The sequence below is a fragment of the Labrys sp. KB_33_2 genome (assembly GCF_052114505.1).
Lineage (GTDB): Bacteria > Pseudomonadota > Alphaproteobacteria > Rhizobiales > Labraceae > Labrys.
This window is the reverse complement of the sequence record NZ_JBFREW010000010.1, coordinates 106,710-128,573: the sequence shown is the minus strand read 5'-3', so window position 1 is coordinate 128,573 and position 21,864 is coordinate 106,710. Positions and strand designations below refer to the sequence as shown.

The 21,864-nt window shown below is 63.3% G+C and carries 21 protein-coding genes; 8 read left to right on the top strand and 13 right to left on the bottom strand.

Annotated features, from left to right (window positions below):
• Window positions 1-158: 158 nt before the first annotated feature.
• From fabZ to lpxB, 4 genes are read left to right on the top strand one after another with little or no spacing between them, the layout of a single operon-like run.
• The gene (fabZ, locus tag AB4037_RS18435) at window positions 159-623 is read left to right on the top strand and encodes a 3-hydroxyacyl-ACP dehydratase FabZ (protein ID WP_434956054.1); all 465 of its coding nucleotides are present in this window, start codon (window positions 159-161) and stop codon (window positions 621-623) included.
• A complete protein-coding gene (lpxA, locus tag AB4037_RS18430) occupies window positions 623-1,459 on the top strand; it encodes an acyl-ACP--UDP-N-acetylglucosamine O-acyltransferase (protein WP_441772499.1) in 837 nt (278 codons plus the stop codon). The genes fabZ and lpxA overlap by 1 nt, the downstream gene beginning before the upstream one ends.
• Before the next feature lie 32 nt (window positions 1,460-1,491).
• Window positions 1,492-2,346, top strand: coding sequence for an LpxI family protein (locus tag AB4037_RS18425; RefSeq protein WP_441772498.1), 855 nt, complete (start codon window positions 1,492-1,494; stop codon window positions 2,344-2,346).
• Complete coding sequence (gene lpxB / locus AB4037_RS18420; RefSeq protein WP_441772497.1) at window positions 2,346-3,518, top strand: lipid-A-disaccharide synthase; 1,173 nt, start codon at window positions 2,346-2,348, stop codon at window positions 3,516-3,518. Before AB4037_RS18425 ends, lpxB begins: the two co-directional genes overlap by 1 nt.
• Window positions 3,519-3,596: 78 nt before the next feature.
• Here lpxB and gltA read toward each other — a convergent pair whose 3' ends face one another.
• On the bottom strand, window positions 3,597-4,889 hold the full coding sequence (gene gltA, locus AB4037_RS18415; RefSeq protein WP_434956058.1) for a citrate synthase: 1,293 nt from the start codon (window positions 4,887-4,889) through the stop codon (window positions 3,597-3,599).
• Window positions 4,890-5,192: 303 nt separating this feature from the next.
• Complete coding sequence (gltX, locus tag AB4037_RS18410; protein ID WP_441772496.1) at window positions 5,193-6,623, bottom strand: glutamate--tRNA ligase; 1,431 nt, start codon at window positions 6,621-6,623, stop codon at window positions 5,193-5,195.
• Between the two features lie 218 nt (window positions 6,624-6,841).
• Between gltX and AB4037_RS18405 the strand changes: the two genes are divergently transcribed.
• The gene (locus AB4037_RS18405; RefSeq protein WP_441772495.1) at window positions 6,842-9,070 is read left to right on the top strand and encodes a ComEC/Rec2 family competence protein; all 2,229 of its coding nucleotides are present in this window, start codon (window positions 6,842-6,844) and stop codon (window positions 9,068-9,070) included.
• Window positions 9,071-9,099: 29 nt separating this feature from the next.
• Window positions 9,100-9,306, top strand: a complete 207-nt coding sequence (locus tag AB4037_RS18400) for a TOBE domain-containing protein (RefSeq protein WP_434956061.1) — start codon at window positions 9,100-9,102, stop codon at window positions 9,304-9,306.
• Between the two features lie 103 nt (window positions 9,307-9,409).
• On the opposite strand, the gene AB4037_RS18395 is transcribed toward AB4037_RS18400, so the two are convergent.
• The 10 genes from AB4037_RS18395 to AB4037_RS18350 form a co-directional block, all read right to left on the bottom strand.
• Window positions 9,410-10,093 carry a pentapeptide repeat-containing protein gene (locus AB4037_RS18395; protein WP_441772494.1) on the bottom strand — a complete coding sequence of 228 codons (684 nt, stop codon included), beginning with the start codon at window positions 10,091-10,093 and terminating at the stop codon, window positions 9,410-9,412.
• A 26-nt stretch (window positions 10,094-10,119) separates the two neighbouring features.
• A complete protein-coding gene (gene lexA, locus AB4037_RS18390) occupies window positions 10,120-10,836 on the bottom strand; it encodes a transcriptional repressor LexA (RefSeq protein WP_434956063.1) in 717 nt (238 codons plus the stop codon).
• 112 nt (window positions 10,837-10,948) lie between these two features.
• A complete protein-coding gene (locus AB4037_RS18385; RefSeq protein WP_441772493.1) occupies window positions 10,949-12,169 on the bottom strand; it encodes a molybdopterin molybdotransferase MoeA in 1,221 nt (406 codons plus the stop codon).
• A complete protein-coding gene (moaC, locus tag AB4037_RS18380; RefSeq protein ID WP_434956065.1) occupies window positions 12,166-12,669 on the bottom strand; it encodes a cyclic pyranopterin monophosphate synthase MoaC in 504 nt (167 codons plus the stop codon). Before moaC ends, AB4037_RS18385 begins: the two co-directional genes overlap by 4 nt.
• A complete protein-coding gene (gene trpC / locus AB4037_RS18375) occupies window positions 12,666-13,469 on the bottom strand; it encodes an indole-3-glycerol phosphate synthase TrpC (RefSeq protein ID WP_441772492.1) in 804 nt (267 codons plus the stop codon). Before trpC ends, moaC begins: the two co-directional genes overlap by 4 nt.
• A gap of 5 nt (window positions 13,470-13,474) precedes the next feature.
• On the bottom strand, window positions 13,475-14,485 hold the full coding sequence (gene trpD / locus AB4037_RS18370) for an anthranilate phosphoribosyltransferase (protein WP_441772644.1): 1,011 nt from the start codon (window positions 14,483-14,485) through the stop codon (window positions 13,475-13,477).
• Entirely contained in the window at window positions 14,485-15,099 is a 615-nt protein-coding gene (locus tag AB4037_RS18365) for an anthranilate synthase component II (protein ID WP_434959627.1), read from the bottom strand. The genes trpD and AB4037_RS18365 overlap by 1 nt, the downstream gene beginning before the upstream one ends.
• 84 nt (window positions 15,100-15,183) lie before the next feature.
• Window positions 15,184-15,690 (bottom strand): hypothetical protein, encoded by a 507-nt coding sequence (locus AB4037_RS18360; RefSeq protein ID WP_434956067.1) that lies wholly within the window; start codon window positions 15,688-15,690, stop codon window positions 15,184-15,186.
• 18 nt (window positions 15,691-15,708) lie between these two features.
• A complete protein-coding gene (gene trpE, locus AB4037_RS18355; protein WP_434956068.1) occupies window positions 15,709-17,220 on the bottom strand; it encodes an anthranilate synthase component I in 1,512 nt (503 codons plus the stop codon).
• Window positions 17,221-17,229: 9 nt separating this feature from the next.
• Window positions 17,230-19,125 carry a SurA N-terminal domain-containing protein gene (locus tag AB4037_RS18350; RefSeq protein WP_441772491.1) on the bottom strand — a complete coding sequence of 632 codons (1,896 nt, stop codon included), beginning with the start codon at window positions 19,123-19,125 and terminating at the stop codon, window positions 17,230-17,232.
• Window positions 19,126-19,644: 519 nt separating this feature from the next.
• Here AB4037_RS18350 and tpiA point away from each other — a divergent pair.
• Together tpiA and AB4037_RS18340 are read left to right on the top strand one after the other, a co-directional pair.
• Window positions 19,645-20,409 (top strand): triose-phosphate isomerase, encoded by a 765-nt coding sequence (gene tpiA / locus AB4037_RS18345; RefSeq protein ID WP_441772490.1) that lies wholly within the window; start codon window positions 19,645-19,647, stop codon window positions 20,407-20,409.
• The gene (locus AB4037_RS18340; protein WP_434956071.1) at window positions 20,406-20,873 is read left to right on the top strand and encodes a GNAT family N-acetyltransferase; all 468 of its coding nucleotides are present in this window, start codon (window positions 20,406-20,408) and stop codon (window positions 20,871-20,873) included. Before tpiA ends, AB4037_RS18340 begins: the two co-directional genes overlap by 4 nt.
• A gap of 206 nt (window positions 20,874-21,079) precedes the next feature.
• Here AB4037_RS18340 and AB4037_RS18335 read toward each other — a convergent pair whose 3' ends face one another.
• Window positions 21,080-21,814, bottom strand: a complete 735-nt coding sequence (locus AB4037_RS18335; RefSeq protein WP_434956072.1) for a phosphotransferase enzyme family protein — start codon at window positions 21,812-21,814, stop codon at window positions 21,080-21,082.
• Window positions 21,815-21,864 lie beyond the last annotated feature (50 nt).

The following is a 21,864-nucleotide window of genomic DNA, read 5'->3' as shown; positions in this document are numbered from 1 at the left end:
GATTCCGTGTGTCTATCGGGAAACGCAAAGACGCGTCGAAACAAGGAGTTAGAGCAAAAAGCGTTTTCGTTGAAACGCGCTTTGCTCTAGGGAGCGATATGGAGTTTGGTTTAAGCGCTCTGGCCGAAGGCCGGGCAGGTTCAGGAAATGAGACCTATATGAGTGAAGCAACCCCTGGAACGCTGGAAACCGCAGATATCGGCAAGCTCTTGACCCTGCTGCCGCATCGCTATCCCTTCCTGCTCGTAGACCGCATCGTCGAGATCGATGGCGACAATTCCGCCGTCGGCATCAAGAACGTCACCTTCAACGAACCGCATTTTACCGGCCACTTCCCCGGGCAACCGGTGATGCCAGGCGTGCTGGTGATCGAAGCGATGGCGCAGACGGCCGGCGCGATCTGCGTACTCAGCAGCGAGGGCAAGGCCAAGCCCAAGGTCGTCTATTTCATGACAATCGACGAATGCCGTTTCCGTAAGCCGGTCACGCCGGGCGATCAGATGCGTCTGCACCTGACTAAACTGAAGAACCGCCGCAATATGTGGTGGTACAAGGGAGAGGCCAAGGTTGATGGTGTCACGGTCGCCGAGGCTATCGTCTCCGCCATGCTGGTCACCGAATAATGGCGGAGGGGGCTCGCCAGATCATCCATCCGTCCGCGGTCGTCGAAGCGGGAGTAAAGCTGGGCGAAGGCGTCAGCATCGGCCCTTTCTGCGTCGTCGGAGCCGAGGCGACTCTGGGTGACGGCGTAACATTGCATTCGCATGTCGTCGTCGCCGGACGTACCAGCATCGGCGCGCGCACCAAGGTGTTCCCCTTTGCCTCCCTGGGCCATCAGCCGCAAGATCTCAAATATGCTGGCGAGCCCTCGGACCTCACCATCGGCAGCGATTGCCTGATCCGTGAGGGGGTAACGATGAATCCCGGTACGAGCGGTGGCGGCATGCACACCATTGTCGGTGATCGCTGTGCCTTTCTCGCTAATTCCCATGTCGGGCATGACTGCAAGCTCGGCAACAACATCATCCTCTCCAACGGTGTCTTGTTGGCCGGCCATGTTTCGGTTGGCGACTATGCCATTCTGGGCGGAGCCGCTGCGGTAATCCAGTTCGCGCGTGTCGGGGCGCATGCCTTCGTTGGCGGCCTGTCCGGGCTCGAGAACGACCTGATCCCCTTCGGCATGGCCCTGGGTGATCGCGCCAGCCTGGCAGGCCTCAACATCATCGGCCTGAAGCGCCGCGGCTTCGGGCGGGAACAGATCCATGCCTTGCGTCATGCCTATCGCATGCTGTTTGCCTCCGCTGGGACCTTGAAGGAACGCGTGGAAAGGGTCGCCGAGACCTTCGCCGATCAGGCCGCGGTGATGGAGATCGTCGATTTCGTGAGAGCCGGCGGTGAGCGTGCTTTGGTAACGCCGCGCGATGCGTCGGCGCGAGATCTCGCAGGCAGCGAGGCGTGAGCACGCCGCCTGCTGCCGGAACGGTCCCAGCCATGCCTGCTTTGGCGGTTGTCGCCGGGGCGGGACGTTTGCCGGCCGAGATTGCAGCGGAGGCGGCAGGGCGGGGCGAAGCTGTCGTGATCCTGCCCTTGAAAGGCTTTGCGGATGCCGATTTTGCTGGTTACGTCCAATATCCTGTCAGCCTGATCGATCCGAAAGGGGTTCTGCAGGAGTTGGCCCGGGCCGGCGCAGGCCGGGTGATCCTGGCGGGTGCCGTGCATCGCCCTGGGCTCGGCATGGTACGGTCCGGCATCCAGGCCGTGCGGCATCTCGAAGAGATCCGTAACGTGCTCGAGGGCGGGGACGACAATCTCCTGCGGGGCGTCATCGTCTTTCTGGAAAAGCACGGCTATGCGGTCGTCGGCGTTCGTGATGTGGCGCCGTCGCTGATGGCGCCCAGGGGGACGCTCGGCCATCTGTCGCCCAGCGCGGCGGAGCTCGAAGGGATCGCCATCGGTAAGCGCGCTCTTGCCGCCATGGGGCCGAGCGACATTGGCCAGGGCGTTGTAGTCGCACAAAGGCGCGTACTGGCCGTCGAAGCCGCCGAGGGCACGGATAACATGATCCGGCGAGTTGCCGTTTTGCGCCGGCTTGGCCTATTTGGCCGCTTGTCGCGCCATGGCCGCCCGCCCATCGCCGAGCAGGATGGCGGTGTGCTGGTGAAGGCGGCCAAGCCGGGACAGGATTTCAGGGCCGACCTTCCGAGCATCGGCCCGCGTACAGTACGCCTCGCCAAGAAGGCCGGACTTGCCGGTATCGCCATCGAGGCCGGCAATGTTCTCGTGCTGGAGCGGGATGCGACGATTGCAGCAGCCGATGCCGCCAATCTATTCCTTGTCGGGGTGTGATGATGATGGATCGGCCTTTGAAGATCGCCATCGTCGTGGGCGAACATTCTGGCGATCAGCTCGGCTTCAAGCTGATGCAGGCCTTGCGCGCGCAGGCGGGTGCGCCCGTGGTGTTCAAGGGCACGGCTGGGCCCGCCATGACGCGCGAGGGCATGGAGAGCCTGTTTCCGCTCGACGACATTGCGGTGATGGGATTTGCTGCCGTGATCGGACGCTTCCCCACGATCTATCGGCGCGCTTGGCAAGTGATCGACTCCATCGTTGCCGATCCGCCCGATGGTCTGGTGATCATCGACAGTCCGGATTTTACCCATGCCGTCGCCAAGCGCGTGCGCCGGCGCCTGCCGCATCTGCCTATCATCAACTATGTCTCCCCCAGCGTCTGGGCCTGGCGCCCGGGCCGGGCGGTGTCGATGCGGGCCTATGTCGACCACGTGCTCGCTTTGCTGCCCTTCGAACCCGAGGCCTATCGCCGGTTGAACGGCCCCCCTTGTTCCTATGTCGGCCATCCTTTGATGGAGCGCCTGCATGAATTGCGCCCCAATGCCGAGGAGGAGACGATCCGGCAAGGGGACCGACCGCTGGTGCTGGTGCTCCCCGGCAGCCGTTCGAGCGAAGTGGGGCTGCTGACGGAAGATTTCGGCCAGACGATCGAGCTCCTATCCACCAGGATCGGGCCCTTCGATGCCGCGCTGCCAACGGTGCCGCGCCATGCCGAGCGTCTGCGGCAGGCAACCGCCGGCTGGGCGCTGAATCCCCTGATCATCACCGATCCCGACGAGAAATACGCGGCCTTCCGCCGGGCGAGAGCGGCACTGGCAGCATCGGGCACGGTGACGCTCGAACTGGCTTTGGCGCAGGTGCCGATGATCGGAACCTATCGCTTTCCGGCCTGGGAGGCCTTCCTGGCCCGTCGCCTGGTCAAGGGACGTTTTTTCCTGTTGCCCAATCTGATTCTCGATCGACAGGCTGTGCCCGAACTCTTCCAGGAAGAGGTCGTACCGGACCGTCTGGCCGATCTTATGGCCGGATTGCTGGGGAATACCGATGAACGGCGCGCGCAGATGCGCGCCTTCGATGAGATCGATCAACGCATGCAGGTGGTGGGGGAGTCCCCGTCGCAGCGAGCGGCCCGCATCGTGCTGGAAACCATTGCCGGCAAGGCGGGTTGAGGGTCTCAAGCGCTCGTGCCGCAAATAGCAGGGGCTGGAAACGAGAAGGGCGGATCCGAGGATCCGCCCTTTGTTATCTTAGCGGCGCTGGGCCGGTGAAACGTAGTCGCGGCGGGCTGCGCCGGTATAGAGCTGGCGCGGGCGGCCGATCTTCTGGGAAGGATCTTCGATCATTTCCTTCCACTGTGCGATCCAGCCGACGGTACGGGCCAGGGCGAACAGCACGGTGAACATCGAGGTCGGGAAGCCCATCGCCTTGAGCGTGATGCCCGAATAGAAGTCAATGTTCGGATAGAGCTTCTTTTCGACGAAATACTCGTCGTGCAGAGCGATGCGCTCGAGTTCCAGCGCAACCTCGAGCAACGGGTCGTCCTTGTGGCCGAGCTCGTTCAGCACCTCGTGGGTGGTACGCTGCATGATCTTGGCGCGCGGATCGTAGTTCTTGTAGACGCGGTGGCCGAAGCCCATCAGGCGGAAGGGATCATTCTTGTCCTTGGCCTTGGCGATATATTGCGGGATACGATCGACCGTGCCGATTTCCTGCAACATCTTGAGCGCAGCTTCATTGGCGCCGCCATGGGCCGGGCCCCATAGGCAGGCGATGCCGGCGGCGATGCAGGCAAACGGATTGGCGCCCGAGGAGCCCGCGAGGCGGACCGTCGAGGTCGACGCGTTCTGCTCGTGATCGGCATGCAGGATGAAGATGCGATCGAGCGCGCGGGCCAGGATCGGATTGGGCTTGTATTCCTCGCAAGGGACCGAGAAACACATGCGCAGGAAGTTGGACGGATAGTCCAGATTGTTCTGCGGATACACGAAGGGCTGGCCGATGGTGTATTTGTAGGCCATCGCAGCCAGGGTCGGCATCTTGGCGATCAGTCGCATCGACGAGATCATGCGCTGATGCGGGTCGGAGATGTCGGTGGAGTCGTGATAGAAGGCCGAAAGGGCGCCGACCGAGGCGACCATCACGGCCATCGGATGGGCGTCACGGCGGAAGCCCTGGAAGAAGCGAGCCATCTGCTCATGCACCATGGTGTGGCGCGTGACACGATAGTCGAAGTCCGCCTTCTGGGCAGCTGTCGGCAGTTCGCCATAGAGCAGGAGATAGCAGGTCTCGAGGAAGTCGCCATGCTCGGCGAGTTGCTCGATCGGGTAGCCGCGATAGAGCAGCACGCCCTCATCGCCATCAATATAGGTGATCTGGGATTCACAGCTCGCCGTCGAGGTGAAGCCTGGATCGTAGGTAAACATGCCCGTGTGCTTATAAAGGGGCGCAATATCAACAACCGTCGGACCAACGGAGCCGGCCTTGGTTGGCAATTCGATTGCCTTGTCACCAATAGTCAGAGTCGCCGTGTTACCGCTCATGCAATCCTCCTTGTACGGAAATACGCGGTCACGCCTTGGCCAGAAAGGAGCCCCCCGGCTCAAGTAAGGCCTACGTATCGCCGATCCGTCGGTGTTGGGTAGACCATTTGCTGCAATGCCGCAAGAAAGACGAAGAAGTGAACTGTCGGTTCGACGACTGCTTAGGCGGCAGCGCGCCAGGGTAGGGCCGATTGCCCCACTTTGACGCGAAAGCTTTCCAAATCTTTCGCGTCAAAGCTGCGAAAAATACACCTATTGCGCGAAACCCGATGTCCGGGAAACACAATCATGCGGCGCTTGGTCTCAGCCGGCCTGATCCTTCAGCCGGGCCAGGCTTTCCTCGCGGCCGAGGACGGCCAGCACGTCGAAGACCGGCGGCGAGGTGGTACGGCCGGTGAGCGCAGCGCGCAACGGCTGGGCCAACGAGCCGAGCTTGGCGCCGGTTTCCTCGGCTGCGGCCCGCACCGTCGCCTCGGTCGCACTGGCGCTCCACTCGCCCAAGGCTTCGAAGCGCGGCAACAGCATGGCGAGGGTCGCCCGCGCTTCTTCGTTCAGCATGGCCTTGGCCTTGTCATCCAAGGGCAGGGGACGCGAGACGAACAGGAAATTGGCGCCATCCAGCAATTCCACCAAAGTCTTGGCGCGTTCCTTAAGGCCGGGCATGGCGGCCAGCAACTGAGAGCGCTTGGCACCATTGCCGTCGGCGAGCTGGGCAACGAGGGCAGGGCCACCGGGAATATGGGGGAGCAACTGGTCGATGGCGGCGAGCAATTCCTCATCCGTGGAGTTGCGCATATAGATGCCATTGAGGTTTTCGAGCTTCTTGAAATCGAAGCGCGCGGCCGATTTGCCGATGGCGCCGGTATCAAAATGCTCGATCATCTCCTTGGTGGTGAACACTTCCTGGTCGCCATGGCTCCAGGACAGGCGCACGAGATAATTGCGCATGGCCGCCGGCAGGTAGCCCATGGCGCGATAGGCGTCGACGCCCAGCGCGCCGTGACGTTTGGAGAGCTTGGCACCGTCGGAGCCGTGGATGAGCGGGATATGGGCCATATGCGGCACTTCCCAGCCCATGGCTTCGTAGATCTGCTTCTGGCGGGCCGCATTGGTGAGATGATCATCGCCACGGATGATATGCGTGATGCCCATGTCATGGTCATCGACCACCACGGCCAGCATATAGGTCGGCGTGCCGTCCGAGCGCAGCAGCACCAGGTCGTCAAGGTCCTTATTGGCCCAGCGCACGGTGCCCTGCACGTCGTCCTGGATGACGGTCTCGCCCTCGATCGGCGCACGCAGGCGGATCACCGGCTTGACGTCCTTGGGGGCTGTCGCCGGGTCGCGGTCGCGCCAGCGGCCATCATAGCGTGGCGGGCGCCCTTCCTTGCGGGCGAGCTCGCGCATCTCCTCCAGCTCCTGCTGGGTGGCGTAGCAATAATACGCCTTGCCCTGGGCGAGCATGGATTCGGCAACTTCGCGGTGGCGGGCAGCGCGGGCAAACTGGAAGATCGGGTCTCCGTCCCAATCGAGGCCAAGCCAGGCCAGGCCATCCAGGATGGCTGCAATGGCGGCATCGGTCGAGCGCTCGCGATCGGTGTCCTCGATGCGCAGCAGCATCTTACCGCCCTTGGCCCTGGCGTAGAGCCAGTTGAACAAGGCCGTGCGGCCGCCGCCGATATGGAGGAAGCCGGTGGGGGAGGGAGCAAAGCGGGTGATGACAGGAGTGGACATCGAAGTTGGCAATTCCAAAAGGCAGGGGAAGCGAAGCCAGAGCGCGGGAGCATGGAGGCGGAAGTATTGAGGCCCTTGGCTAACCCGGATCACATCAATAAGCTTGGGGCTTTAGCACAGGGTTTCATCGGGCGGTAGCGGCGGGGGCGCCTTTGCCTGAGAATGATCGAGGCCGCGCGCGGGTTGGTGTCCTCGGTGGAAGGCCGGGACAGCTGGGATTGGCGTTGCCCGGCGGCATGCTGTTCGGGCAGGGGCTGCAAAGGCTGGTGTCCTGGCTGGCGACCGGGCTTGCGGCGGAGATGGCGGCCTTCGAGCTTGCTCTCGTCGTTCCGGTCTTTCTGGGCCTGGGTGTCATCGCTTATTTTGCCGCACCGGAAGAGCCTGGTCTTGTCGTTCCCGCATTCCTTACTGTAGGGACGGCCTGCCTTGCCTATGGCTTGCGGGGGCGTTGGTGGTTGCATGTCGGCCTGATCAGCCTGACGGCGGTGGGAGCGGGCTTTTGCTCTGCCAAGCTGCGTACGATGAGCGTCGCCGCGCCACAGCTTTCGCGTTCGATGGCGGGAACCGTTACAGGCCTCGTCCTTTCGGTAGAGCCGCGCCTGGGTGGCAGTGCGCGCATCGTCATCAGGCCGGTCTCGGTGGAGAAGCTGGAGCCTGCTGCGATGCCGGCCCGCATCCGACTTACGGTCCGCAAGGGCGGCGAAATCCGGGCTGGCGACAGCATCAGCCTCAAAGCAGTCATGAGACCGCCTCCGCCTCCTGCCTTGCCCGGCGGTTACGACTTCGCACGCGATGCCTTCTTCGATGGCATTGGCGGCGTTGGTTTTGCAGCGGGCAAGATTGCACCTGCGGCCAGCCCCGTCGAGGCGAGCTGGGCGGAATCTTTCAATATCTGGATCGATCGCCAGCGCAACGATCTGACCCGGCGGATCGTCGAGACGATACAAGGCGAGAATGGCGCCATCGCGGCTTCGCAGGTCACCGGCAAACGCGGCCAGATTCCCGGCGACGCCAATGAAGCCTTGCGGGCTTCCGGGCTCTATCATGTCGTTTCGATCTCGGGTCTCCATATGGCGCTATTCGCGGGCGGCCTGTTCGGCCTCATCCGCGCTGTCCTGGCGTTGTCGCGCCGGATCGTGCTCTATCGGGGCACCAAGGAACTCGCTGCGCTGCTCTCGCTGCTGCCGGCCGCTGCCTACACACTGTTTTCTGGCGCCGAAGTCGCGACGGTCCGCTCCTTCCTGATGACGGCCATCGTACTGCTGGCCGTGGCGCTGGGACGCAATGCCATTACCCGCCGCAACGTCGCCCTGGCCGCGAGCTTCGTGCTGCTGACCACGCCGGAACAGCTCCTGGGGCCGAGCTTCCAGATGTCTTTCGCCGCGGTGGCGATGCTGGTGATCGCACATGAGCAATGGAGCCGGCGGAAGCGAGAGAAATCTGCTATGGCGTGGGAAAGGGCCATTGGTGGCGCTGTGACCTTGGTACTTGCCATGATGCTGACCACGATCGTCGCCTCGTTCGCCACGGCGCCATTCTCAGCCTTTCATTTCCATCGTATCACGCTGCAGTCGCTGGCCTCGAACCTTGTCGCGACGCCGATCGTCTCCTTCCTGATCATGCCGCTCGCCATGCTGGCCGTGGTCGCCGAGCCGTTTGGCTATGGCGCTCCATTCTGGCAGGCGATGGGCTGGGCTGTCGGGTTGTTCATGCACGTGGCTCGTTCGGTTGCGACTTGGCCTGGCTCCGATCTCGTGCTGCCGCAGTTCTCCGCCGCGGCGCTCGGATTGTTCGCTCTGACGCTGGTCCTGCTGACCATTCTGCGCACGCGTCTTGCTCTGCTGGCCCTATTGCCCTTGGGCGGGGGCATTGCCCTGGCCGCGACAGCGCCGCTGCCGGTAGCTCTGTTCGGCGCCAATGGCTATGCCGCCCTTGTTCGCAAGGGCGATCAACTGACCGTGCTGGCGCAGCGATCCGATGCTTTTACGGTTCAGCAATGGCTGCTGGCCATGGGCGATCGGCGCAAGCCGGAGGATCCAACCCTTGCCGCACAGCGCCTATGTGACAGAGAAGGGTGTTCCGCGCCCATCGAAGGAGGCGGGATCTTCATGCTCGACAAGACCAGCAACGCCGCCGAAGAGGACTGTGGACGCGTCAGCGTCCTGGCGGGACCGGTTCCGATCGGTGCTCGCTGTGCCGCCGCTGGAGTTGTGATGGACCGCGAGTTGATTCGCGCGGTCGGCTCGATAGCACTTTATGTAGAGCCGTCGGCGAGCGGTGATATCAGCCCGCGCTGGCGTCTCGTCATGGCCCGCCATCCCCAAGCGTCCCGTCCATGGGCACCGGGCCGGGTGATTGTGCCGCCGAAACCTCTGCCCCAGGCGGCAGGGCAGGCCCCAGCGACGGATACGCCTATGGACAGCGTCACCGCAGAAACCGATAACTGACGCAAGATTCTCACAAAAAAGGACGGACCATGAAAATCAGCGCCCGCAACCAGATCAAGGGCACGATCAAGAGCGTGACGAAGGGGCAGACCACCTCCCATATCCAGCTCGAGGTCAACGGAACCATCATCACCGCTTCGATCACCAACGAGGCCGTCGATGATCTCCAGCTCAAGCCCGGCCAGAACGCCTATGCCGTGATCAAGGCCTCCGACGTCATGATCGCGGTCGACTGATCGGCGCTGTCAGCCAGGCCGGGTCTTCGGACAGATGGTAGTTCGAAGACACCCGGGGCTACCCGACCATCAAGCGGATTTGCCTGCGAACTCCAGACCTTCTTCAGGCGATCCGCAAGCCTAGCTCGGCCAGCAATTGGCCGGTCTGGTTTTTCGAGATCGTGGCGCCCTTGAAATAACGGGCGTCACCAAGCTTCAAGCCGCCGAGATCGGCACTGCGTAGATCCGCTCCTTCGAAACGGGCATCGACCAGATTGGCATCGCGCAGGCTGCACTCTTCGAAGATGACATCGCGGAAATCGCATTGGCGCAGATCGGCCTGGGTGAAGTCGAGGCGGCGTAGCGTGGACTTACGAAAGGAAAAGGCCGGCAGTTTCGCCGACATAAGCAAGACCTCCTCGAAAACGAGCCCGAATGCGGCGATTTCCGAGAGATCCGCGCCTGTCAGTTTGCAGCCGGTAAAAACCGTCGAGGCCGCTTTGGCGCGTCGAAAGCTGGCATTGCTGTAGTTACCCGTGCGGAATGCAGCATCTTCGAGGTCGGTGCCACGGAAATCGGCACCGCCTGCCTTGCAATTGCGCCATAGTGTATTCGCGAGCTTGGCGCCGACCAGCTTGGCATTTTTGAGAATGCAACGCTCGAACGACCAGTGGGACAGGTCGAGACGCGAAAGATCGCATTCCTCCAGTTCACAATCGACAAGGCAATACGGCGCGCGCTCCTTGAGCAACCGCTCGACGTCACGTCGTTCCAGAGCGCGGCCGCTGACTGTATGAAGGCCAGTCATTGCAAGCGAACCAAATTCGCATGCTCTCAATATCGGCGGAACAGGCCCACCAATTTACCCTGGATCTGTACCCTGTCCGGGCCAAAAATACGGGTTTCGTAAGCCGGATTGGCCGCCTCCAGCGCAATGGAGGCGCCGCGCTTGCGCAAGCGCTTCAGCGTGGCTTCCTCATCGTCGATCAGGGCTACCACGATATCGCCGGTATCGGCATGGTCCTGGCGGCGGATCAGCACGGTGTCATTGTCGAAGATACCAGCTTCGATCATTGAATCACCGCGCACTTCCAGGGCGAAATGATCACCTGAGGACAGCATTTCCGGCGTAACGCTGATGGTGTGGCTCTTGGTCTGGATGGCGGAGACCGGCGTACCGGCGGCGATGCGTCCCATCACCGGGACCAGAACCGGCCGGCCGACATCCTCGTCCATTTCCGGCCTGACGGGGCGGACCTTGCCGAGATTGCCCTCGATCACGTTGGGGCGGAAGCCCCGCTGTGAAGAGGCCAGCGACAGGCCGCCTGGCACGGCGGATTCGGGCAGGCGTACCACTTCGAGCGCGCGTGCCCGGTTTGGCAGGCGCCGGATGAAGCCGCGCTCCTCCAGAGCCATGATCAGGCGGTGGATGCCGGACTTGGAGCGCAGGTCCAGCGCCTCCTTCATTTCATCGAAGGAGGGGGGCACGCCCTGTTCCTTCAGGCGCTCATGAATGAACCGAAGCAATTCGTGTTGTTTCTTGGTCAGCATGGCTTTCCCGTCGTGGCGGCCGCGAATCACGGTGAAGGTGTAAACAAAACAAGAACAGTGCTACATGTTCCTACTGTGTTCTGCAACTGTGAAGTTCAGGTTAAGGGTAGCGTCAATAGCCGGCCGCACGAAGATCGATGATCTCGCAGATATCGCCTGGTTTTGCTTCCGGCGCAAAGGGCGGCCGGACAACCAGACAGTCGGCATGCTGCATCACACTCACCAGCGACGAATCCTGCAGCTCCAGCGGTTCCACCTTGAGGATGTCTAACGTATCGTCAAGCACGAAGCGGGCACGGATATAGTCTTCACGAACGTCGTTGGCTGGCCAAGCGCTGGCGAAGACGGCCTTGCGGCGGGACAGACCCGCATCGGCCCGCCCCAGCAACGTACGCAACAGGGGTACCAGGAAGAGGACGCCGCAGACCACCGAGGATACCGGATTGCCGGGTAGGCCGAGGATATGCATTGAGCCGAGCCGCCCGTGCAGCAGGGGCTTGCCCGGGCGCATGGCGATCTTCCAGAAGCCGAGCCGCATGCCTTCGCGGGTGAGCGCGGTCTGGATCAGATCGTGATCGCCGACCGAAGCACCGCCGATAGTGACGAGCACATCCGCCTTCTCGGTACGAGCCCGCCGAATGGCCGCTTCCAGGGCCGGGAAGTCGTCGCTGGCGATGCCGAGGTCGAGTACTTCGCCCCCCTCGGCCTCGACCAGTGCCCGAATGGCGAAATTGTTGGAGGCGACGATCTGATTCTCGCCGATGGCTTGACCGGGCAGTACCAATTCATCGCCGGTCGCGAGAATAGCAACTTTGGGGCGGCGGCGGACCGACAGGGCAGGATGATTCATGGCCGCGGCAAGCGCTATGTCGCGGGGACCGATGACGGTGCCTGATGTCAAAGCCTCCCGTCCTTCGGCAAAGTCCAGGCCACGGGCCCGGATATGCTGGCCGAGCCTGGCCGCCGCCTCCACGATGACGCGATTGCCCTCGCGGCTCGTGTGCTCCTGGATAACCACTGTGTCGGCGCCATCCGGCACGGGCGCACCCGTGAAGATGCGAACGGCCTGGTTTTCGCCAACTCTTCCGGCATAGCCGTGCCCAGCCGCCGATTCTCCGATCAATTCGAGGCTGGCACCTTCCTTGGCATCTGCCGCTCGCACCGCATAGCCGTCCATGGCCGAGGCGTTGAAGCCGGGCTGGGTCCTCAGCGCCGTGATGGCCGAAGCGAGAACACGTCCGCGCGTGGCATGCAGCGATATTGTTTCGGTTGGAAGCGGGGCTACGCCGGCAACCACCTTGGCCAGTGCGTCCGCGACGGGAAGCAGGCTCATCGATTTTCCTCCGCATGCCAATCGCCGGATTTGCCGCCGGATTTCTCCACGAGCCTGATCGCCTCGATGCGCATGCCCCGATCGACGGCCTTGACCATGTCATAGATGGTCAGGCAGGCCACGGAGACTGCGGTAAGTGCTTCCATCTCCACGCCGGTCTGGCCGGCAACTTTGGCCGTCGCCCGCACGGTCAGACCCGGCAGAGCGGTGTCGGGCTCGATTTCGACGGCAACCTTGCTGAGAAGCAGCGGATGGCAAAGTGGAATCAGCTCATGCGTCTTCTTGGCTGCCATGATGCCGGCGATGCGGGCCGTGGCGCGGACATCGCCTTTCTTGGCATCGCCGGACAACACGAGGTCGAGCGTTTCACGCTGCATCACCACGCGCCCTTCAGCGATCGCGGTGCGGCTGGTCACGGCCTTTTGCGAGACGTCGACCATATTCGCCTCGCCGGAGGCGTCGAGATGGGTAAGGCCGCGTTTCGTGCGCTGCTGGCTCATGCCGCGCCGTCCAGGGCCAGCAAGGCGCGGGTGGCGGCAGTGACGTCGGCCTGGCGCATCAGGCTTTCGCCGACCAGGAAGGTGTTGACCCCGACCCGCTGCAGGCGGCCGACGTCGGCTGGCGAGAAGATGCCACTCTCACCGACGAGCAGGCGGTCGCTCGGCACTAGCGGCGCCAGAGTCTCCGTGGTTTCCAGGCGGGTGACGAAGTCGTTGAGATCGCGATTGTTGATGCCGATCATGCCGACATCGAGCATGAGAGAGCGCTCGAGTTCGTCGTGGTTGTGGATTTCGCACAGAACGTCGAGTGACCAGTCCTTGGCCGCTGCGATCAGGGCCCGCGCTTCGGCATCGGTGACGCTGGCCATGATCACCAGAATGCAATCGGCGCCCCAGGCTCTGGCTTCCACCACCTGATAGGGATCGTAGAGGAAGTCCTTGCGCAGGGCGGGCAGCGATACCGCTGTGCGCGCTGCGGTAAGGAAGTCGGGCCGTCCCTGGAAGGAGGGCTCGTCGGTCAGCACGGAAAGACAGGCAGCGCCGCCGGCCTCATAGGCGCGGGCGAGCGCCGGAGGGTCGAAATCGGCGCGGATCAAGCCCTTGGAGGGGCTGGCCTTCTTGATCTCGGCAATCAGGGCGGTGTGGCCGGCGTCGAGCTTGGCCTGTAGAGCCCTCTGGAAGCCGCGTACGGGACCGGCCTGCTCTGCCAGCTTGATCAATTCAGGCAACGGGCATGCCACCTTCGCCGCCTCGATCTCGCGACGTTTATAGGCTTCGATCTTTTGCAGAATGGTGGCCATGGCACTCACGCGTTTGAAACTTCAACCAAACGGTTGAGTGTTGCTAGGGCCTTGCCCTTGTCGACGGATTCGCGGGCGAGGGCTACGCCATCCCCAAGGGTCGGCACCCGCCCCGCCACGAGCAGGGCAGCACCGGCATTCAAGAGGGCGATGTCGCGGTAGGGCGTCTTCTCGCCTTCGAGTACGGCCCGCAGCGCCACCGCGTTGTGGGCAGCATCGCCGCCCTTGAGATCATCGGGTGCTGCCACGCGCAGGCCGACTTCCTGCGGCGTGATGACGCCGTGGCTGATCTGGCCGTTCTCCAGCGAGACGATCTCGGTGGGCCCGGTTGTGGTGATCTCGTCGAGCCCGTCGCTACCATGTACGGCGATGATGCGCGTGGAACCCAGCGTCTTGAGCACTTCCACCATGGGCTGCAGCCACTGGCGGGCATAGACGCCGAGCAGCTGCCGCTTGACGCCGGCGGGATTGGAGAGCGGCCCCAGCAAATTGAAGATCGTCCGCGTGCCGAGTTCGACGCGGGTGGGGCCGACATGCCTCATGGCGCCGTGGTGAGCGGGGGCGAACATGAATCCGACGCCGGCCAGGCTGATGCAGCGTGCAATATCTTCCGGCCTCAGCTCGATATTGACCCCAAGCGCTGTCAATACGTCGGCGGCGCCGGATTTGGAGGAGAGGGCGCGATTGCCATGCTTGGCGACCTTCACGCCCGCGCCTGCGACGATCAGGGAGGCGGCGGTCGAGACGTTGTAGGAACCGGAGGCATCTCCGCCCGTGCCGACGATATCGACGGCGTCCTCGGGGGCTTCCACCGTCAGCATCTTGGCGCGCATGGCGGTGACGGCGCCGGCCATCTCGTCAGGCGTTTCCCCGCGTACTCTCAGCGCCATCAGGAAGCCGCCGATCTGAGAGGGGGTGGCCTGGCCGGACAAGAGCAGGTCGAAGGCTTCAGCCGCCTCTTCCCGGGAGAGCGAACCGGCGGCGGCCTTGCCGATATAGGGCTTGAAACCGTCCATCATGCATGCTCGCTTTCTTGAGCTCTATTCTTGGCGTTCCATTCCGCCGCCAGCTCCAGGAAGTTCTGGAGGATGCGGTGGCCATGATCGGACATGATCGATTCCGGATGGAACTGAACGCCATGCAGCGGCGCACTCTTGTGCTGCAGGCCCATGATGACGCCGTCGTCGGTCTCAGCGGTGATTTCGAGATCCGTTGGCAGGGTGTCGCGCTTGACCACCAGCGAGTGATAGCGCGTGCCCATGAAGGGGCCGTTCAAGCCCCGGAAAACGCCGCGGCCACGATGGTCGATCGAGGAGATCTTGCCATGCATGGGGATGGCGAGGCGCACGATGTCGCCGCCGAAAACCTGGCCGATCGCCTGATGGCCGAGGCAGACGCCGAAAAGCGGGATGCGATCCCTGGCTTTCTCGATCAAATCGCAGCAGATGCCGGCCTCGGTGGGCGTACAGGGGCCGGGCGAGAGCACGATCGCATCGGGCGCCGCGGCGATGACCTCGTCGACGCTGACCTTGTCGTTGCGATGAACCGTGACGGTGCAACCCAGCTGGCCGAGATAATGCCAGAGGTTCCAGGTGAAGCTGTCATAATTGTCGATCAGCGTCACGGTCATGGAACGGTCTGTCGTCACGGCTCTTGCCTCCTTTGAAGCCATCACGACTAGGCGTGCGGAGGCAGCGGGTCAAGCGCTTCGGTTTTAGGAAGTGCCGGGAGTAGGCGGAGCCGCCATCAGGCGTCGGCGTATGCCGTGTTTCTTGCCATAGGCGCAGGCAAAGATCTCCAGCAGGACGAAGAGCGCGAGATTTCGGCCCACGATGGGCTCGAAATAGTCCGAGGCCAAGGTCATGCGAGAAGCGATCATCTGCACGGTGTTCCCGAACAGTTCCAACCTCTCCAAACCATAGGGCAAGAGTGCGCCCAGGCCCGCGAAGACGGCCATGTAGATAAGTGAGGCGAGCGAGGAGATTAGCCAGATGCCGAAACCGTAGTCGGCATAGGGTGCCGAGCGCTCGCTCTCGAACAGCCAATGGAAGAAGAAGATGCCATAGGCAGCGCCCAGGGCAGGCAGGGCAATCGCCAGCATCAGGGCGACGGCCTGCATGCCGCCCGGATAGAGGTAGAGATAGAAATCGGCGAACAGCACGACATAGGCGGCCCCGAAGGTCAGCAGGGCCGATCGCCGGGCACCGGGCCATTTAGCCATGGATGCCGTCCACCTGCCTTACTGTCCCCGCCCGGGCTGGCCGGCGAAGCGGACAGCTTCTTCGGCGGCGCGGAACAGGGCCTTGGCCTTGTTGACGCATTCGGCGTACTCGCTGGTCGGCACGCTGTCATAGACGATGCCGGCGCCGGACTGGACATGCATGGCACCGTCCTTGACCAGGGCGGTGCGCAGCACGATGCAGGTGTCCATCTGGCCGTCGGCGCCGAAATAGCCGATGGCGCCGGCATAGAGGCCGCGCTTGTCCCTTTCGAGTTCGTCGATGATCTGCATGGCGCGGACCTTGGGCGCGCCCGAAACCGTGCCGGCCGGAAAGCCTGCTGCGAGCGCATCGAGCGCGTCATGACCCGGCCCGATACTGCCTTCGACGTTGGAGACGATGTGCATCACATGGCTGTAGCGCTCGATGAAGAAGCGATCGGTCACGCTCACGCTGCCGATTGCCGAGACATGGCCGACGTCGTTTCGCCCGAGATCGAGCAGCATGAGATGTTCGGCCAGTTCCTTGGGATCGTTGAGCAGCGATTCGGCCAGCGCATCGTCCTCGGCCTTGGTCTTGCCCCGCGGGCGCGTGCCGGCGATGGGGCGGACCGTGACCTTGCCCTCGCGCAGCCGGACCAGGATTTCCGGGCTGGAACAGACCACGGAAAAGCCCTCGAGCTGGAGGTAGACCAGGAACGGGGCTGGGTTGATGCGGCGCAGGGCGCGATAGAGCGAGAAGGGCGGCAGCTGGAACGGGGCGCTGAAGCGCTGTGACAGCACGACCTGGAAGATGTCGCCGGCCTTGATGTACTCCTTGGCGCGGGCGACCATGGCCAGGTAATCCGCTTCGGCGGTGTTGGAGACCTGCTGGGCGTGGAGGGCGTCGAGATCGACGGTCTCGGCCAGCTTGGGCGTCGGGCGATCCAAGCCGTCGACGATGGTCATCAGCCGCTGTTCGGCACGCAAATAGGCCTGCTTGGCCGAGACATCCGCCTGCGGGCGAACCGGCGTCACGGCGGTGATGGCATCGCGCACCGCATCGAACACCACCATCACCGTAGGGCGCATTAAAATGGCGTCGGGAACCCCGATGGGATCCGGCTTGGCGGCGGGAAGCTCTTCCACCAGCCGCACCATGTCGTAGCCGAGATAGCCGAACAGGCCGGCCGCCATCGGCGGCGCGCCCTCAGGCAGCTCGATGCGGCTTTCCGCGATCAGGGCCCGCAGCGTCTCGAGGGGATGGCCATCCAACGCCTCGAAGGTCTGGTCCGGCAAATGGCGGTTGATCGAGGCCTTGCCGTTCTCGCAACGCCAGATCAGGTCAGGCTCCAGTCCGATCATGGAATAGCGCCCGCGCGTGGCGCCGCCTTCCACCGATTCCAGCAGGAAGGCGTTGGGCTTATCGCCCGCCAGCTTCATGAAGGCGGAAACCGGCGTCTCCAGATCGCCCACCAGCGTAAGCGTCAGGATCTGCGCCTTGCCGGCCGAGTAGGCGGCCGAGAAGGCCTCGAAGGAAGGTTCGAGAAGCATGGTATCGACTCAGAGGCTGCCGGTGCCGACAATACGGTCGACATTGGTCTGGTTGATGGTCACGCCGAGCTCACCTTCGACCTTCTTGACATATTCCGTCATCAGATCCTGGCCGATGCCGGCTGCAAGCTGCTTGGACAGAGTCTCGGTCTGCGGAGCCTTGGCATCGAGCTCGGGGATCACATTGTCCTCGACGTGGAAGATGATGCGATCGGTTCCGTTGGCGGCGAGCGCCGTACCAAAGCCCTTGAGCGGGGTGGCGAACACGGCAGTGACGACTGCCGGAGGCACGGGCTGGTTCTGGCCGTTGCGGGTGAGATCCCAAGCCGGCATGACCTGCAGGTTCAGGCCCTTAGCGAGGTCTTCGAGCGGCTTGCCGCCCCGCAACTGGGTCACGAGTTCGTCGGCCTTCTCCTTGAGCTTGGCGACTTTCTGATCCGCGGTCCAGGCAGTAATTACCTCGTTCTTGGCTTCGTCGAGCGTGCGGTCGCGAGCCGGAACGACGGTGTCGAGCGAGAACCACATCAGGCCTTCGTCGCGGCCGTCGACGGCTTCGGGATCGGAACCGGGTTCGGCGGTGAAGAGAGCGGGAAGGACCTGGGCGGCGAGCGGCACGGCAACCGGCTTGCCCTCGGCGTCGCGACCCTGCGTATCGACTGCGGGCAGCGTGACGGCCTTCAGCTTGAGCTTGCTGGCGATATCCTTGAGCGGGGCGCCGCCCATGCGCTCGTCCTCGATGGAATCACGCAGATTCTTGGCGGCTTCCGATGCGCGTTGGCGTTCCAGTTCCCCACGCAGGACGGTCTTGGCGTCGACGATCTTGGTGACCTTGACGATGACGTTGGCGAGGCTGCCCTGCACGGCGTCGGATGTGGCGCCTTCCTTCAGGGCGAAGGCTGCGTCGGCGATCTTCTGGTCGCCGAGCTGGCGCTTGGACACCGTGCCCAAATCGATGTCTTCGGGCTTGAGCTTGCGCTCAGTGACAAGGCCTTCGAAGGTGATCTGGCCCGAGGCGATTCGGGTGGCGGCGGCCTTGGCCTCATCCAGCGAGGGGAAGGCGATCTGCTCGACCGTGCGCTGCTCCAATGCTGCCGAGCCTGCCTTGTCCTTGTCGACGGCGGCCTGAACATCGGCATCGGTGACGGTGGCCCGGCCGGTCAACTCTGCCGGCGTCACGAGTATATAGCTCAGGCTGCGCAGTTCCTTGGTGCGGAATGCACCCTTGTTCTCGTCGTAATAGGTCTGCAGCGCGGTGCCGTCGGGCGGAGCGATGTCGCCCACGCTGCTCTGCGGCAGCACGACATAGGACGTATTGCGCTTTTCCTGTTCGTAGCGCGCCGCGGCCTGCAGGAGTGCCTGGGGAACGGGGCCACCGGCCGCCAGGCCCTGGTCGATCTGGCCGCGGACATAGACCTCGTGCTGGCGAGCGAAGAATATCGCTTCGTTCATGCCGTTGGTCTCGAGCATCTGACGGAAGGCGTTGGCGTCGAAGGCGGGCGGCTTGCCCGGCACGGAGACCTGGAAATCGGGGTCGTTCATCACGGTCTGAACCATGGCTTGGGGGTCGAGGCCGAGCCCAAGCCTGGCTGCCTGCACATCCATGGCCTTTTCCGAAATCAGGCCATTGAGCACCTGCTTGTCGATGCCGAAGGTGCGGGCGAGGTCGGGGGTGACTGCCTTGCCGGTGGCGCGGGTGATCTGCACGGTCCGCGCGCGATAGGCTTCGCTGTAGGTGTTGGCGGAAATCGAGGAACCGCCGACCGTAGCAACGTCGGAATTGCTGCCCCCCTGCAGCCAGCCTTCAACACCCCATAAGGCAAAGCTGCCGCTCAGGAGGAACATGAGCCCCGCCGTGATGATCTTGGCGGGTCCCTTGGTCATAACATCGCGGAATGAGCTCAGCATCGGTGTCTTGGTTCCATCAAGGCAAAAGGATTCTCCAGGCTCGTCTCGGAGAGCCCGGGAAACCCCGCATCGTTTCTACTCTTGTTCGAGCCCGCATGAACGGTCCCGGAAGGGGTGGCGCACGAAAAGCGGCGCATCATAGGGACGAGCACGTGGCGTCGCAATGGCGCGGCTGTGGGTTTCTTGCGGTGCCCACGCCTTGCTCCACCGGGATGAGGTTGCTAAGCACGCCAAGCAGAGTTTCTGGCAGAGTTTCTGGGCAAGGCCCGCGGATGGCCCTTGCCCAGAAACTCTGCAAATGTTTGATGCCTTGCGGCTTCCTCCCGATCGAACCACAGGTCCGATCGGGAGGAAGCCGCTCAGGTGAAGTCGGCGCATCGGGTGCGAGTTAATGAGCAAACCCGGCGCCAGCCCCGACAGGCGACAGGATTTTCGAGCCCGCCCCGCCGAGCAGCCTCGGCAATCCAGGGTGGTCTCAAATTTGAGACTGCCCTGTTTGACAGAAAGAGGATCAGCAAGATGACAGTAAACCGGCCGCGCCCGCTCGTCGCTGGCAATTGGAAGATGAACGGTCTCACCAAGGGGGTCACCGAGCTCGATGCCATTGCGACGGGCGTCGCAGCCGGAGAGGCCGGCGGTGCCGAGGTGCTGGTCTGTCCGCCCTTCACGCTGATTTCCCGCTTTGCGGCGCAGGCCGCGGGCCAGCATATCAAGATCGGGGCGCAGGACTGCCACGCCAAGGCCTCGGGTGCTCATACGGGCGACATCTCTGCCGAGATGCTGAAGGATGCCGGGGCGAGCTATGTCATCGTCGGTCATTCCGAGCGTCGCACCGATCACGGCGAGACGGACGCGACTGTCAAGGCCAAGGCCGAGGCGGCGCTGCGTGCCGGTCTTGTCGCCATCGTCTGTATCGGCGAGACCCGAGTGGAACGCGAATCGGGCAAGACCCTGGATGTCGTCGGGAGCCAGCTTGCGGGATCCCTGCCTGATGATGCCAACGCAGCCAATACCGTGATCGCCTACGAGCCCGTCTGGGCAATTGGCACCGGCCTGACCCCGACGGTAGCGGACGTGAAGCAGGTTCATGATTTCATCCGTGCCCGTCTGGTGAAGGCGCTCGGCGAAGAGGGCAATGGCGTGCGCGTGCTCTATGGCGGCTCGGTCAAGCCCAGCAATGCGGCCGAGCTGATGGGCGTCGACAATGTCGATGGTGCGCTGGTGGGCGGCGCTTCGCTCAAGGCCGAGGACTTTCTCGGCATCGCTTCCGCCTATCGTCGATGACCATGCGTATCCGCAAGGCGGAGGGAGAGCGGGATCTGAGTTTCATGCTCGGTCTCGGCCAGCGCCTTGCGGCGGTCATCGAAACCGAATTGCATGAGCAGGCCGAAATCCAGTCATTTCAGGATGCCTTTTCCGCCGCCAATCTCAGGGATCCCGCGGCGGGGAGTCTGAGCCTGATTGCCGAGGACGTCGTCGGCGTCGGCCTCGGTTTCCTGCATGCCTTGCCGGGGGCAGATGGCATAACCGGCCAGAAGATCGGCTATGTGGCGCTTCTGGCCGTCACCGATGCGGCCGAGGGCACGGGGGTGGCGAGGCAGTTGCTCACCGCCGCGGAGGACTGGGCGCGCGAGCAAGGCTATGCCGCCCTGTCCCTCGACGTCTTTGCCAGCAATCATCGTGGCCGGAATTTCTATGAAAAGAACGGCTTCGCCGCCGAAACATTGAGACTGGTCAAGAAGCTGTAGGCCGCGTGCGGGAAGCAGGCGCTCCAGCCGACGGCAATCGAATCTACCCGTCCGATGAAAGCTGCCTTTCGGACGGCGTACGATTGTGGGTCACAGACCTATTCTCAGCCGTAGCCTCGTGACGAGGGGGCGGGTTGAGGGGACCGCGTCGACCGAGCGGCGGAAAATCCGGCATTCGATGCGGGCTCGCGATTGGCTGCCGCTGCTCAGACTGCTCGAACTTCGGCAAGCCGCTTGACTGCATAATCGTCGTCCCAGCAGACGGCAGCCTCCCATGCGGCCGACGCTTGCGCGGCGATGTCATGAGCGCCGCCATCGAGGCCGGCGGCGTTGTGGGGCAGCGCTAGGTCAAGGTCGGGCACATCGACATGCGCCTCGTCCCAGTCGATCAATGCGACCCGATCCGCGGTCATGCGGATGTTGCCAGGGTTACTGGGATTGCCGTGGACGATGCATGTCTGACGTCCGATAAGCCGCGCCCACGCAACTCGGCATCGAGCAACGCCCTCAGGCGGCATCGCGCTGAGATTGATCTTGGTCCCGGTTTCGGCGTTGAGAAGATCGGTCGACGATCGCCAGCCCGGGCGCTGCGGCCAACCCCGCGTCAGGCGATGCAGCCGACGAAGCGTCTCGGCCACGCGACGCCAATCGGCCTCCGTTTCGGGCGGCCCGCCCTCCACATATGTCATCACCACCAGACCGTCCGCGAACAGCCTGCCGTCCGTCGTCGGAATCGGCATTGGCACGGTCAGACCTTCGCGGTCGAGATGCTGGAGGAGGTTGGTTTCCCAGGCGAGATCAGCATCGCTCCTGGCACCGAGACGACCAACCGCGAGGTGTCCGTCGACACGCACGCTCCAAACGTCGTTGGCAACTCCGCCAGCGAGCGGTTCGATGCGAGCGGCATCTTCACCCCACTGGCCGAGTGCTTCCCATCCCATTGGCAACATCATCCACCAACCCGACTGGTGCTTGATTCGTGCTTGAGCGC